This window comes from Streptomyces sp. NPDC025833, assembly GCF_055558055.1.
The window spans coordinates 157,549-171,079 of sequence record NZ_JBVHNF010000006.1; the positions used below are offsets into that span (position 1 = coordinate 157,549).

The 13,531-nt window shown below is 72.7% G+C and carries 11 protein-coding genes and 1 pseudogene; 9 read left to right on the plus strand and 3 right to left on the minus strand.

The features are described from left to right. The first annotated feature begins 67 nt into the window (after positions 1-67). The 7 genes from ACZ4K2_RS12185 to ACZ4K2_RS12215 all read left to right on the plus strand — a co-directional run bounded on the left by ACZ4K2_RS12185 (position 68) and on the right by ACZ4K2_RS12215 (position 7,183). On the plus strand, positions 68-1,045 hold the full coding sequence (locus ACZ4K2_RS12185; RefSeq protein WP_467473094.1) for a helix-turn-helix transcriptional regulator: 978 nt from the start codon (positions 68-70) through the stop codon (positions 1,043-1,045). Between the two features lie 14 nt (positions 1,046-1,059). Beyond that, entirely contained in the window at positions 1,060-2,082 is a 1,023-nt protein-coding gene (locus ACZ4K2_RS12190; protein WP_467473096.1) for a helix-turn-helix transcriptional regulator, read from the plus strand. A gap of 97 nt (positions 2,083-2,179) precedes the next feature. Further along, a complete protein-coding gene (locus ACZ4K2_RS12195) occupies positions 2,180-2,440 on the plus strand; it encodes a hypothetical protein (RefSeq protein ID WP_467473474.1) in 261 nt (86 codons plus the stop codon). A gap of 81 nt (positions 2,441-2,521) precedes the next feature. Beyond that, positions 2,522-2,716 (plus strand): hypothetical protein, encoded by a 195-nt coding sequence (locus ACZ4K2_RS12200; protein WP_467473097.1) that lies wholly within the window; start codon positions 2,522-2,524, stop codon positions 2,714-2,716. A 249-nt stretch (positions 2,717-2,965) separates the two neighbouring features. After that, positions 2,966-3,244 (plus strand): Sec-independent protein translocase subunit TatA, encoded by a 279-nt coding sequence (gene tatA / locus ACZ4K2_RS12205; RefSeq protein WP_467473100.1) that lies wholly within the window; start codon positions 2,966-2,968, stop codon positions 3,242-3,244. Between the two features lie 47 nt (positions 3,245-3,291). Next, positions 3,292-4,236: a twin-arginine translocase subunit TatC gene (gene tatC, locus ACZ4K2_RS12210; protein WP_467473103.1), complete on the plus strand. Its 945-nt coding sequence runs from the start codon at positions 3,292-3,294 to the stop codon at positions 4,234-4,236. A 94-nt stretch (positions 4,237-4,330) separates the two neighbouring features. Beyond that, positions 4,331-7,183 carry a DEAD/DEAH box helicase gene (locus ACZ4K2_RS12215; protein WP_467473476.1) on the plus strand — a complete coding sequence of 951 codons (2,853 nt, stop codon included), beginning with the start codon at positions 4,331-4,333 and terminating at the stop codon, positions 7,181-7,183. 157 nt (positions 7,184-7,340) lie between these two features. Here ACZ4K2_RS12215 and ACZ4K2_RS12220 read toward each other — a convergent pair whose 3' ends face one another. The 3 genes from ACZ4K2_RS12220 to ACZ4K2_RS12230 all read right to left on the minus strand — a co-directional run bounded on the left by ACZ4K2_RS12220 (position 7,341) and on the right by ACZ4K2_RS12230 (position 10,284). Further along, positions 7,341-8,303 carry a pseudouridine synthase gene (locus ACZ4K2_RS12220; protein ID WP_467473105.1) on the minus strand — a complete coding sequence of 321 codons (963 nt, stop codon included), beginning with the start codon at positions 8,301-8,303 and terminating at the stop codon, positions 7,341-7,343. An 87-nt stretch (positions 8,304-8,390) separates the two neighbouring features. Beyond that, positions 8,391-9,239 (minus strand): siderophore-interacting protein, encoded by an 849-nt coding sequence (locus tag ACZ4K2_RS12225; RefSeq protein ID WP_467473106.1) that lies wholly within the window; start codon positions 9,237-9,239, stop codon positions 8,391-8,393. 124 nt (positions 9,240-9,363) lie between these two features. Next, positions 9,364-10,284, minus strand: a complete 921-nt coding sequence (locus ACZ4K2_RS12230) for a 5'-3' exonuclease (RefSeq protein ID WP_467473108.1) — start codon at positions 10,282-10,284, stop codon at positions 9,364-9,366. 208 nt (positions 10,285-10,492) lie between these two features. On the opposite strand from ACZ4K2_RS12230, the gene ACZ4K2_RS12235 reads away from it, so the two are divergent. Continuing rightward, entirely contained in the window at positions 10,493-11,569 is a 1,077-nt protein-coding gene (locus tag ACZ4K2_RS12235) for a quaternary amine ABC transporter ATP-binding protein (RefSeq protein WP_467473110.1), read from the plus strand. Next, a pseudogene (locus ACZ4K2_RS12240) lies at positions 11,562-13,376 on the plus strand (ABC transporter permease/substrate binding protein); the annotation flags it as partial. The gene ACZ4K2_RS12235 and the pseudogene ACZ4K2_RS12240, both read left to right, overlap by 8 nt. Positions 13,377-13,531: the final 155 nt, after the last annotated feature.

Genomic DNA, 13,531 nt, shown 5'->3' on the forward strand with positions numbered 1-13,531 from the left:
TTGCCACCGCACGCAGGAGCGGTACGGTCGTCGCTCGTAAGCACCATAGGGAAGGCGAAGGGCGTCGATGGCCATTGCCAAGGCCGAGCGGCTGATGAACCTCGCGCTGTGTCTGCTCGGTACGCGCCGGCCGCTCAGCAAGCGTGAGCTGCGTGATTCCATCGAGGCATACGTCGAGGCCGCCAGGCCGGAGCACGGTGCGGCGGGGAGCGACGACTCCTTCAACCGGATGTTCGAGCGGGACAAGGACGACCTGCGCGAGCTGGGTCTGGTCATCGAGACCGTCGAGAACATCGAGGGCGAGGTGGGCTACCTCGCCCGCCGGGACAGCAACCGCCTGCCGCCGATCACCCTGGACGCGGAGGAGGCCGCCGCGCTGGGTCTGGCCGCCAAGGTCTGGCAGCAGGCGCGGCTGGCCGGGGCGGCGAGCGGGGCCCTGCAGAAGCTGCGTGCGGCCGGTCTGCCCGAGGACGTCGATCCGTACGGGGCGCACGGGGCGCTGGAGCCGCGCATCCCGGTGCACGAGGCCGCCTTCGAGCCGCTGATGCTGGCCTGCCGGGACCGCCGGCCGGTCCTCTTCGAGTACCGCAAGGCCTCGGCCGCCCGTCCCGAGCCCCGGTACGTGGAGCCGTGGGCGCTGGAGTGCTGGCGCGGGCACTGGTACCTGGCCGGGTTCGACCGGGACCGGGGTGCCGAGCGTGTCTTCAGGCTCTCCCGGATCACGGGCCGGGTCCGGGCGCGGGGCACGGGCTTCACGGTTCCCGTGCCGGACGTCGTCACCGTGCGCGAGACCGTCGCGAGCTGGGCCGGTGAGGTGACGGACCGGTCGGCGCTGATCCGGCTGCGCTCCGGTGCCGGGTACCCCCTTCGGGCGAAGGCCGCGGCGGTCCGGGAACTCGGGGACGGCTGGGACGAGTTGGAGATTCCGTACGGGCACGGCCTGGACGCCTGGCTGGTGGAGTTCGGGCCGGACGTGGTGGTCGTGGAGCCGGCCGAGCTGCGGGCCGACGTGGTGGACCGGCTGCGTGCCGTGGCCAAGGGCTGAGGGGGAGCAGGACTGTGGCAGGCAAACCGGCCAGGACGGTCAACGCCATCGACCAGACCCGGCGGATGCTCTCCCTGGTGACGTATCTGCGGGAGCGCCCCGGCGCCCGGATCGCGGATGTCGCGCGGGCCTTCGGCATCAGCGAGGACGAGCTGGTCGCGGACCTGGACCTGCTGCCGATGTGCGGCACCAGCTTCCGCGGCGGTGATCTGCTGGACATCGACACCGACGGCGAGCGCATCTGGTGGCACAATCCGGCCGCGCTGGGCGAGGACGCGGCCGAGCCGCTGCGGCTGGCCGCGGACGAGGCGACCGCGCTGCTGGTCGCGGCCCGTGCGGTCGCCACGCTGCCCGGGCTGCGGGAGGGGGACCGGCAGGCGCTGCTGCGGGCCACCGCCAAGGTGGAGACCGCGGCCGGTGAGGCGGCCGGTGCCAGTTCCCGGCTGTCGGTGACCTTCGAGTCCGAGGGCGGTGTGTTCGCCGACGTGGACCGGGCGATCTCGGAGCGCCGGCGGCTGTGGATCCGCTACTACTCGCCGGCCCGTGACGAGGTCACCGAGCGGGAGATCGATCCCATCCGGCTGGTCAGTGTCGGGCACACCTACGTGGAGGCGTGGTGCCGCCGCTCCGAGGCGCGGCGCACCTTCCGGCTGGACCGGGTCGCGGAGATCAGGATCCTGGACGAGCCGTCGGCGCCGCCGGAGGTGGAGCTGCGCGACCTGTCCGAGGGGCTGGTGCAGCCGGCGGCGGAGGATCCGGAGGTCGTGGTCGAGGTCGGGCCCGGCGGCCGCTGGGTCGCCGAGTACTACCCGCACGACAGCGCCGACGAGCTTCCCGACGGCGGGCTGCGCATCACGCTGCGCACCCCTGATCCGGCGTCGCTGCGCCGGCTGGCGCTGCGGCTCGGCCGGGACGGTCGGATCGTCTCGCCGCCGGAGCTGGCCGAGAGCGCCCGCCGGGTGGCCGGCGAGGCCTTGGCGGCGTACGACGGTCCGGGTGCGGTGCCCGGTGGCGGCCGGGACGGAGGGGCCGCGTGAGCCGCGGCCCCGGCGCCCGGCGGGAGCATCCGAGGGAAGGGGGGTGAGGGCTGTGGGCGAGTCCGAGTCCGAGTCCGCGGAGTGCGGTGCGGGTGGGATGACGGTGGCGGCCGCCTTCGCCGGGATGCGGCGGGTGGCTCCGGTGGTGTTCCGGGCGGGCTGCCCGGACTGCCGTGGCCGTTTCGAGCTGGCCGCGAGTGCGCTGCGCCTCGCCGTCGGCGCCACCAGCCGGACGACGTTCTACTCCTTCACCTGTCCCGACTGCGGTGTCGTGGTCCGCAAGCCGGCCGGCGAGCGGATCGTGGAGCTGCTGACCGGTGGCGGGGTGCGGACGCTGCGGCTGCACTCCACGGTGTGAGGGCCGGGGCGGCCCGCTCCGGCGGGCGCGGTGGCGCGGCCGGGTGCGGGGGCCGCGGCGGGACGGACTAGTCTCGACGTCATGTTCTGGCCGATGTGCGCGGTAGCCGTGGGTTTCCTGGGTCTCGCCGTCCTGGGGGTGCTCGCCGTCCGGGTGTTCGTGGAGGCGCGGCGCCTGGGGCAGCAGGTCTCGGAGTCCGCGCACCGTATCAACCGGGCCGCCGAGGACCTGGAGCGGGCGGCCGTGAGCGCGGCCCGCGCCGTGGACACGGTGTGAGGGCGGTCATGGGCGGCGTGTTCGCGCCGGGCACGGGTGCGCCGTGGGTCACTTCGCTCTGTCACCCCGGCCACGTGGCCAGGTACGCTGCTGGTCGCGGCCCGGGAACGAGGCGCGGTCCGCGGAGCAGGAGTACGTCCGGGGAATGTTTCGCGTTTACCCTGAGGCGTTACGATCGCAGCCAGGATGACGTTCGGACGAGTGTCCGGCCTGTCGGACATGCCCGCCTCGATGAGAAGGTGAAGATTTATGTTCCGCAACGGACTTGAGCCGTGGCACCTGCTGATCCTCGTTGTGGTGATCCTCCTCGTGTTCGGCTCGAAGAAGCTCCCGGACATGGCGCGCTCGCTCGGCAAGTCCGCCCGCATCCTGAAGAGCGAGGCCAAGGCGATGAAGGAGGAGGGCAAGCAGCCCGAGCCCGCCGCCCAGCCCGCCGAGGACCCCGCGCAGCGTACGATCCAGGCCGCGCCCGGCGATGTGACCAGCTCGCGCCCGGTCAACGAGCCGACGGACACGACCAAGCGCTGACGCGAGGACCGGGCAGTCCGGTCCGCTGCACGAGATGAGGACGTGGGTTGCTCAAGTCTGCCCGCAAAAAGGAGAGGGATCCCGAGGGGCGGATGCCGCTCGCGGATCACTTGCGTGAGCTGCGCAACCGGCTCGCCAAGGGTGTCCTGGCGATCCTCGCCGTCACGATCGTCGCGGCCTTCTTCTACCGGGACATCATCGATGTCATCACCAAGCCGATGCTCGACGAGATCGGCTGCGACCAGTCCTTCGGGGAGCTGGCCAGGGTCGAGAACGCGCACTGCGCGCACATCACCGTCAGCGGCCTGCTGGCGCCGTTCACCCTGGCCCTGAAGGTCGCCCTGATGTCCGGTGTCGTGCTCGCGTCGCCGGTGTGGCTGTACCAGCTCTGGGCGTTCGTCGCGCCGGGTCTGCACCGCACCGAGAAGAAGTACGCCTACGCCTTCGTCGCCTTCGGGTTCCCGCTCTTCCTGGGCGGTGGCTACCTCGCGTTCAACGTGCTGCCCACCACCGCGAAGGTGATGATCGACCTCACGCCCGAGGGCGCCGAGAACCTGTTGCCGCTGGACGACCTGCTGGACCTGGTCACCCGCATGATCGTGGTCTTCGGCCTGGCCTTCGAGATGCCGTTGCTGCTGGTGATGCTCAACCTGACCGGTGTGCTGTCCGGGCGGCGCATGCTGGGCTGGTGGCGCGGCATGGTCGTCGGCATCACCGTCTTCGCGGCCGTGGCCACGCCGAGCCCGGACCCGATGACGATGCTGGCCCTGGCCGCACCGATCTGGGCCCTGTACTTCGTCGCCGTCGCCATCGCCCTGCTCAACGACCGGCGCCGGGCCCGCCGCGCGGCCGAGGGCCCCGGGGACGACGAGGCGTCGGAGCTGGACCTGACGCCCGAGGAGATCGGCGAGGTGGAGCCGGTCCCGGCCGCCCGCGCCCTGCCCGAGCAACAGAGCACCGACCGGGTCAACGGGTACGACGACGTGACCTGATCCGTCGCCGAGACGCCGTGCGATGCCCCTGTCCGCCGCGGACGGGGGCATCCGGCCGTTGCGGGTGCGCTGCCCGCTGCCCGCGATCCGGTTAATGATCGTCCTCTTGTCAGTGGGGCCCGGTACGCTCGAAAGCACGATGACAGAGGACCTCTCACCGGCCGAGCGGTACGCGGCAGCCCGGAGGCGGGCTGCCGAGCAGGCCACCGCGCTCGCGTCCTTCCGCGAGATGTACGACTTCGGCCTCGACCCCTTCCAGATCGAGGCCTGCCAGGCCCTCGAAGCGGGGAAGGGCGTGCTGGTGGCCGCCCCCACCGGCTCCGGCAAGACGATCGTGGGCGAGTTCGCCGTCCACCTCGCCCTCCGGCAGGGCAAGAAGTGCTTCTACACGACACCCATCAAGGCGCTGTCGAACCAGAAGTACGCCGACCTGTGCCGCCGCTACGGCGCGTCGAAGGTCGGCCTGCTCACCGGCGACAACAGTGTGAACTCCGACGCCCCCGTGGTCGTGATGACCACCGAGGTGCTGCGGAACATGCTGTACGCCGGCTCGCAGACCCTCCTCGGCCTCGGGTACGTGGTCATGGACGAGGTGCACTACCTCTCCGACCGCTTCCGCGGCGCCGTCTGGGAGGAGGTGATCATCCACCTGCCCGAGTCGGTGACCCTGGTCTCGCTCTCCGCGACCGTGTCCAACGCGGAGGAGTTCGGTGACTGGCTGGACACCGTCCGCGGTGACACCGAGGTGATCGTCTCCGAGCACCGGCCCGTGCCGCTGTTCCAGCACGTGCTCGCCGGGCGCCGGATGTACGACCTGTTCGAGGAGGGCGAGGGCCACAAGAAGGCCGTCAACCCGGACCTGGCCCGGCTGGCCCGCATGGAGGCCACCCGGCCGTCGTACCAGGACCGCAGGCGCGGCCGGTCGATGCGCGAGGCGGACCGGGAGCGCGAGCGCAGGCAGCGCTCGCGCGTGTGGACGCCGGGCCGGCCAGAGGTCATCGAGCGCCTGGACTCCGAGGGACTGCTGCCCGCGATCACGTTCATCTTCAGCCGCGCGGCCTGCGAGGCCGCGGTCCAGCAGTGCCTGTACGCGGGCCTGCGGCTGAACGACGAGGAGGCGCGGGAGGAGGTCCGTGCCCTGGTCGAGGAGCGCACCTCCGCCATCCCGCGCGAGGACCTGCACGTCCTCGGCTACTACGAGTGGCTGGAGGGTCTGGAGCGGGGCATCGCGGCCCACCACGCGGGCATGCTGCCGACGTTCAAGGAGGTCGTCGAGGAGCTGTTCGTACGGGGCCTGGTCAAGGCCGTGTTCGCGACGGAGACGCTGGCGCTCGGCATCAACATGCCCGCCCGTTCGGTGGTGCTGGAGAAGCTCGTCAAGTGGAACGGCGAGCAGCACGCCGACATCACGCCCGGCGAGTACACCCAGCTCACCGGCCGCGCGGGCCGCCGCGGCATCGACGTCGAGGGCCACGCCGTGGTGCTGTGGCAGCGCGGCATGAGCCCCGAGCACCTGGCCGGTCTCGCCGGCACGCGTACGTACCCGCTGCGCTCCAGCTTCAAGCCGTCGTACAACATGGCGGTCAACCTGGTCGAGCAGTTCGGCCGGCACCGCTCGCGCGAGCTGCTGGAGACCTCCTTCGCCCAGTTCCAGGCCGACAAGTCGGTCGTCGGGATCTCCCGGCAGGTGCAGCGCAACGAGGAGGGGCTGTCCGGTTACCAGGCGTCGATGACCTGCCACCTCGGTGACTTCGACGAGTACGCGCGGCTGCGCCGGGAGCTGAAGGACCGGGAGACGGAGCTGGCCCGGCAGGGCGCGCACGAGAGGCGGGCCGAGGCCGCCGTCGCCCTGGAGAAGCTCAAGCCGGGTGACGTGATCCACGTGCCCACGGGCAAGTACGCCGGTCTGGCCCTGGTGCTGGACCCGGGGCTGCCCGCGGGCCGCTCCAACGGGCACCGCGGCTTCGACCACCAGGACGGTCCGCGTCCGCTGGTGCTGACCGCCGAGCGGCAGGTCAAGCGGCTGGCGTCGATGGACTTCCCGGTGCCGGTCGAGGCGCTGGACCGGATGCGGATCCCGAAGTCGTTCAACCCGCGTTCGCCGCAGTCCCGCCGGGACCTCGCGTCCGCGCTGCGCACCAAGGCCGGCCACATCCCGCCGGAGCGGGCCCGCAAGAAGCGTGCGCAGGCCGCCGACGACCGGGAGATCGCGCGGCTGCGCACGGCGATCCGCGCCCACCCCTGCCACGGGTGCGACGACCGCGAGGACCACGCCCGCTGGGCGGAGCGCTACCACCGGCTGCTGCGCGACACCTCGCAGCTGGAGCGGCGCATCGAGGGCCGTACGAACACGATCGCGCGCACCTTCGACCGGATCGTGGCCCTGCTGACCGAGCTGGACTACCTGCGCGCCGACGAGGTCACCGAGCACGGCAAGCGGCTCGCGCGGCTGTACGGCGAGCTGGACCTGCTGGCCAGCGAGTGCCTGCGGGAAGGGGTCTGGGAGGGGCTCGCCCCCGCGGAACTGGCCGCCTGCGTCTCGGCGCTGGTGTACGAGGCGCGGGTCGGCGACGACGCGATGGCGCCGAAGCTGCCGTCGGGCAAGGCCAAGGCGGCGCTCGGCGAGATGGTCCGGATCTGGGGGCGGCTGGACGCCCTGGAGGAGGAGTTCCGGATCAGCCAGACCGAGGGGGTCGGCCAGCGCGAACCCGACCTGGGCTTCGCCTGGGCCGCCTACATGTGGGCGTCCGGGAAGGGGCTGGACGAGGTGCTGCGCGAGGCGGAGATGCCGGCCGGTGACTTCGTGCGGTGGTGCAAGCAGGTCATCGACGTGCTCGGGCAGATCGCCGCGGCGGCTCCCGGGGACGGCTCGTCGGTCGCCAAGGCGGCACGCAAGGCGGTCGACCAGTTGCTGCGGGGTGTGGTCGCCTACTCGTCGGTGGGCTGAGCCGCCGGGTCGGCGGGGACCGTCCGCGGGGGGACCGGGGCCGCATCCGTTCGGGTGCGGCCCCGGTCCCCTGGCCATGACCCGGGCCGCCCGGCCGCCGGCGGTGCCTGCCGGCCCGGTGGCGGGGTGACCGACGGCACGCGGGGCGGGCGGGCCGTCACCGGTCCGGCAGGGCGGGCCCGGCCCAGTCCTCGTACGACGTCCAGGCCCGCAGCCGGCGCCCGCTGACGAAGGTGCGCTCCGCGCCGGTGACCGGGTCGGTGAACTCCAGCCGGCGGGCGAGCAGTTGCAGGGGGCGCCGGAAGTCGCCGGGCGATACCGCAGCGGTGACCTCCGGGTACAGCGGGTCGCCGAGGATGGGCACGCCCAGCGCGGACAGGTGCACCCGGAGCTGGTGGGTCTGCCCGGTCGCCGGGAGGAGCCGGTACCGGCCGAGCCCGTCCCGGTGCCCGGCGAGCTCCACGCGGGTCTCGGCGTTCGGCTCACCCGCGACCTCCCGGGCGGCGGGCACCCCGCGTTCCTTGAGGATCCTGCTGCGCACGGTCCGGGGCAGGACGAGCGAGGGGTCGTACGGCGCGACCGCCTCGTACTCCTTGCGCACCCGCCGGTCCCGGAACAGGGTCTGGTACGCGCCGCGCTCCGCGGGCCGCACGGTGAACAGCACCAGTCCGGCGGTGAGCCGGTCCAGGCGGTGGGCCGCGGTCAGCGCGGGAATCGCCAGTCCGTGGCGGAGCCGGGCCAGCGCGGTCTCGGCGACGTGGGTGCCGCGCGGGGTCGTGGCCAGGAAGTGCGGCTTGTCGGCCACCACGATGTGCTCGTCCCGGTACACCACCTCGACGGGGAACGGCACCGGCACCTCGGCGGGCAGCTCGCGGTGGAACCAGACGTACATGCCCGGCAGGTAGGGCGCGTCCGGCGGTACGGCCCGTCCGTCGGCGCCGACCACCAGTCCCTCGGCGAACATCGACTCGACCGTCCCGGGACCGGCTCCGGTGAGCCGTTCCACGAGGTGCTCGCGCACGGTGGCCCACGCGCCGCCCACGGGCAGCCGCACCCGCACGGGGTCCACCCCGGCGCGCTGGGGGAGCGGGGCGGGCGGGGGCGGCGTACGGCGTCTCATCGGGGTCAAGGGTACGGTGGCCGGCCGGGACGCCGGGCGCCGCGGTGCGACCGGCCGGGAGCCGCCGGCCGTCGGTCCGGGGCCCGTTCAGGCGGCCGCCGCGGTGTCGCTCTCCTGCTCGGCCTCCATCCGGGCGTTCCACTCCCGCTTGGAGGCCTGCCAGCCGTCCTCGTTGTGGCCGAGGCGCCAGTAGCCGGAGATCGACAGGTCCTCGCGCGGGATCTCCCGCTCCACCCGCAGCATCCGGCGCAGCTCCTTCACGAAGCCGGCCTCGCCGTGCACGAACGCCTGCAGCCGGCCTTCGGGGAAGTCGAGCCCGCGGACGGCCTCCACCAGCGCCTCGCCGACCGGCCGGTCGCCGCGGTGCAGCCAGACGACCTCCAGTTCGGTGTCGATCTTCTGCTCCTCCTCGGGACCGGACACCTCGACGAAGGCGTGCGCGCGGGTCCCGGGGGGCAGTGCCTCCAGGGCGCGGGCGATGGCGGGCAGCGCGCTCTCGTCGCCGGCGAACAGGTGCCAGTCGGCCTCGGGGCCGGGCGCGTACGCACCGCCCGGGCCCAGGAAGCGGACGGTCTCGCCGGGCCGCGCCCGCAGCGCCCAGGGGCCGGCCAGGCCCTCGTCGCCGTGGACGACGAAGTCCAGGGTCAGTTCGCGCTGGTCGGCGTCCCAGTCACGCACGGTGTAGGTCCGGGTGACCGGCCACTGCTCGCGGGGGAACTCGGCGCGGATCCGCTCCATGTCGAAGGGCTCCGGGTAGGTGACGCCGGGGGCGCCGAAGAGCAGCTTGACGTAGTGGTCGGTGCAGGTGTCCGCGGCGAACCCGGCCAGTCCCGCGCCGCCGAGCACCACGCGCTGCATGTGCGGGGTCAGCCGTTCGGTGCGCACCACCTGGGCGGTATGGGGCTTGCGTGGCTTTCGTCCCGGGCGCTCTGCCATCACGGCCTCCTGCGAGGGTTGGTTAGGTAAACCTAAGTTAGCACCCCGGTCCGTCGCAACCCACGTTTCCGGAGCCCCCGGTGGGAGCCCTTTACCGGAATATTCCGCTCGGCGCCGGCCGGAGTCAGTGCGCCAGGGTGGCGAGCAGCCGCTCCAGCGAGCCGCCCAGACCCCAGCGGCGGGCCAGTTCCCCGAGCGCCGCCGGGTCGCGGGGGGTGTGCGGCAGGGCGGTGTCGACGTCCGGCAGCGGCACGTCGCCGGCCACCCGGACCACCTTCGGCGCGACCGCCACGTACGGCCGGGCCTCGGTGAGCCGCTTGCGCTGCGACGGCGTGAGCCTCGACCGCGGGTCGTCGACCGCCGCCATGATCCCGGCCAGGTCGCCGAACTCGGCGAGCAGCTTGGCGGCGGTCTTCTCGCCGATGCCGGGCACGCCCGGCAGGCCGTCGCTCGGGTCGCCGCGCAGCAGTGCCAGATCCGCGTACCCGCGCCCGTCGACGCCATACTTCCCGCGCAGCACCGCCTCGTCGGTGAGCTGGAGCGTGCCGACGCCCTTCAGCGGGTACAGCACGCGGATCCCGCGCCCGTCGTCCACCAGCTGGTACAGGTCGCGGTCGCCGGTGACGATGTCGACCGGTCCGCCGGCCCGCGCGGTGAAGGTGCCGATCACGTCGTCCGCCTCGTACCCGGCGACGCCGACGCGGGCGATCCCGACCGCGTCCAGCACCTCCTCGATGACCGGCACCTGCGGGGCGAGGGTGTCGGGCACCTCCTCCCGGTCCGGCGCGCCCGCGCGCTCCTCGGCGACCCGGTGCGCCTTGTAGGTGGGGATGAGGTCCACCCGCCACCCCGGGCGCCAGTCGGCGTCCATGCAGGCCACCAGGTGCTCCGGCCGGTGGTCCTTGACCAGCCGGTCGATGAAGTCCAGCAGGCCGCGCACCGCGTTGACGGGCGTGCCGTCCGGCGCCTTCACGGAGTCCGGCACGCCGAAGTAGGCGCGGAAGTACAGCGAGGCGGTGTCGAGGAGCATCAGTCGTCCGGTCACGCACGCATCATGCCGCACGGCACCGACAGCGGCCCCGCGGGCCGGAACGCGTTGCGTGCTGCGCATCCCCGTGACCCCCGCCACTTGCGGGTTTGCCTTCGCTTGACCTGGGGAGGCGCCGCCTCGGAGTGAGGTGGTTGCTCTTTTCAACTGACTGTCGGCGCCCCTTCGTCTCCCGTTGTCCCTGTCCCCGAGACGAGAGGTTCGCGTGCACCCCAGACTTGAGGCGGAGCACCTGTACAAGGTGTTCGGCAGACGACCGGACGCAGCAGTGGAACGGCTGAGGCGGGGCGCCGACCGCGCGGAGCTGCGTGCCGACGGCACGACGGCCGCCGTGATCGACGCCTCCTTCCGCGTCGGCGCCGGTGAGATCTTCGTCGTCATGGGACTGTCGGGCTCCGGCAAGTCCACCCTGCTGCGCATGCTCAACGGGCTGCTGGAGCCGACCGCGGGCAGCGTGCGCTTCGACGGCCAGGACCTGACCGGCCTCTCCGACCGGGAGCTGCGCGAACTGCGCTCCCGGAAGATCAGCATGGTCTTCCAGCACTTCGCGCTGTTCCCGCACCGCAGCGTCCGCGACAACGCCGCCTACGGCCTGGAAGTGCAGGGCGTGCCCCGCGCCGAGCGCGAGCGCCGCGCCGACGAGGCGCTCGCCCTGTGTGGCCTGGCCGGCTGGGAGAAGTCCTGGCCCGACGAGCTGTCCGGCGGCATGCAGCAGCGCGTCGGCCTCGCCCGCGCCCTGGCCACCGACGCGGACCTGCTCCTGATGGACGAGTCCTTCAGCGCCCTGGACCCGCTGATCCGCCGCGACATGCAGGACCAGTTGCTGGAACTCCAGAAGACGCTGAAGAAGACCATCGTCTTCATCACCCACGACCTCAACGAGGCCATGCGGCTCGGCGACCGCATCGCCGTCATGCGCGACGGACGCATCGTCCAGACCGGCACCGCCGAGGACATCCTGCTGCGCCCGGAGAACGACTACGTGGCCTCCTTCATCCAGGACGTCGACCGCTCCCGCGTGCTGACCGCGGGCGCCCTGATGGACACCTCGGTCACCGGCGACGTCCCGCTGTGCGCCTGCGAGACCGCGACCCCCCGGACGCCGTTCACCGAACTGTGCGCGATCGGCGCCCGGCTCTCGCACCGCGTCTCGGTGGTGGACGAGGCGAACCGCGTCGTCGGTGTCGTGCCGCGCCGGCGGCTGCTCGGCTTCCTCGGCGAGGAGACATCCGGACCCGTGCCCTGCGACAACCCGAAGGGCGAGGTGGTCGGCCGTGCCTAGGATCCCTCTCGGCGACTGGGTCGACTCCGGCGTCGACTGGCTGGTCGGCCACCTCTCCTGGCTCTTCGACGCCGTCAAGGCGGTCATGGAGGGCATGTACGACGGCATCGACTCCGTGCTCACGGCCCCCCAGCCGCTGCTGATGGCCGGCATCCTCGCCGTCGTCGCCTGGTGGCTGCGCGGACTGTCCGCCGGTGTCCTCGCCTTCGCCGGGTTCGCCCTGGTGGACTCGCTGGACCTGTGGGACCAGGCCATGTCCACCCTCGCCCTGGTCCTCGTGGCCACCGTGATCGCCCTGGTGATCTCGATCCCCCTCGGCATCTGGGCCGCCCGCTCCCAGGCGGTCAGCGCGACCGTGCGGCCCGTCCTGGACCTGCTCCAGACCATGCCGTCGATGGTCCTGCTGATCCCGGCCATGCTGTTCTTCGGTCTCGGCACCGCCCCCGGTGTCGTCGCCACCCTCGTCTTCGCGCTCGCGCCCGGCGTCCGCATGACCGAGCTGGGCATCCGCCAGGTCGACGCCGAACTGGTCGAGGCCGCCGAGGCGTTCGGCACGACCCCGCGCGACACCCTGTGGCGCGTCCAGCTGCCGCTGGCCCTGCCGACCATCATGGCCGGCGTCAACCAGGTGATCATGCTGGGCCTGTCCATGGTCGTCATCGCCGGCATGGTCGGCACCGGCGGCCTCGGCGGCGCCGTGAACCAGGCCATCGGCCAGGTCGACATCGGCTACGGCTTCGAGGCGGGCGTCGGCATCGTCGTCCTCGCCATCTACCTGGACCGCGTCACCGGCGCGCTCGGCACCCAGCTCTCCCCGCTGGCCCGCAGGGCCGCCGCCAAGGACCGCACGCGCGCGTGGTCGTACCGGCCGCGCCCGGCCGTCGCCCTGGCCGGTGTCGTCGTCCTCGCCCTCGTGGCGGGCGGACTCGGTGTCTTCGGCCCCTCGGCCGGCACCTCCGAGGCCTCCGGCACCGACGTCGGCAAGGGCAAGGAGATCAGGATCGGCTACATCCCCTGGGACGAGGGCATCGCCTCCACGTTCCTCTGGCAGGAGATCCTCCGGGAGCGCGGCTTCAAGGTGACCACCAGCCAGTACGCGGCCGGACCGCTGTACACCGGCCTGGCCACGGGGCAGCTCGACTTCGAGACCGACTCCTGGCTGCCCACGACCCACGCCGAGTACTGGGCGAAGTTCGGCGACCGGCTGGAGGACCTCGGCAAGTGGTACGGCCCCACCTCCCTCGAGCTGAGCGTCCCCTCCTACGTGAAGGGCGTCGACTCCCTGGCGGACCTGAAGAACCACGCCTCCGAGTTCGGCGGCAGGATCATCGGCATCGAACCCAGCGCCGGCATGATGAACCAGCTCAAGGACAAGGTGCTCAAGGAGTACGGCCTGGAGGGCACCTACCGGGTGGTCGACGGCTCCACCCCGGCCATGCTCGCCGAGCTCAAGCGTGCCTACGGCCGCAAGCAGCCGGTCGTCGTCACCCTCTGGTCGCCGCACTGGGCGTACAGCGACTACGACCTGAAGAAGCTGAAGGACCCCAAGGGCGCCTGGGGCCAGGGCGACGGTGTGCACACCCTGGCCCGCAAGGGCTTCGCCGCCGACAACCCCCGGGTCGGCCGGTGGCTGCGGGACTTCTCGATGACCGAGGAGCAGCTCACGAGCCTGGAGGCGCAGATCCAGAAGGCCGGCAAGGGCGGGGAGCAGGACGCCGTCCGCACCTGGCTCGGCCGGCACTCGGGGCTGATCGACAAGTGGGCCCCCGTCACCGACCGGAGCGAGGGCGGGAGCCAGGCGGCCGGGGGACCCGGCCGGCCGGACCGCCTTCCGGGGCGGGCGGCACCGTACACGCGTCGGCGTGCGGTGCCGCCCGCCCCGCGGCGCTCCGGTCACCTCACAGATCCGGCCAATCACCGTCCGTGCCGGACGGCCCCCGCGCGGAGGTGCCGGGCCCGGCT

What these genes read in the sequence shown, in the direction of transcription:
- ACZ4K2_RS12225 (WP_467473106.1), bottom strand. Translation starts at nt 9,239, where the DNA reads ATGGCAGAGCGCCCGGGACGAAAGCCACGCAAGCCCCATACCGCCCAG.
- tatA (WP_467473100.1), top strand. Translation starts at nt 2,966, where the DNA reads ATGTTCCGCAACGGACTTGAGCCGTGGCACCTGCTGATCCTCGTTGTG.
- ACZ4K2_RS12200 (WP_467473097.1), top strand. Translation starts at nt 2,522, where the DNA reads ATGTTCTGGCCGATGTGCGCGGTAGCCGTGGGTTTCCTGGGTCTCGCC.
- ACZ4K2_RS12220 (WP_467473105.1), bottom strand. Translation starts at nt 8,303, where the DNA reads ATGAGACGCCGTACGCCGCCCCCGCCCGCCCCGCTCCCCCAGCGCGCC.
- ACZ4K2_RS12185 (WP_467473094.1), top strand. Translation starts at nt 68, where the DNA reads ATGGCCATTGCCAAGGCCGAGCGGCTGATGAACCTCGCGCTGTGTCTG.
- ACZ4K2_RS12215 (WP_467473476.1), top strand. Translation starts at nt 4,331, where the DNA reads ATGATCGTCCTCTTGTCAGTGGGGCCCGGTACGCTCGAAAGCACGATG.
- ACZ4K2_RS12195 (WP_467473474.1), top strand. Translation starts at nt 2,180, where the DNA reads ATGACGGTGGCGGCCGCCTTCGCCGGGATGCGGCGGGTGGCTCCGGTG.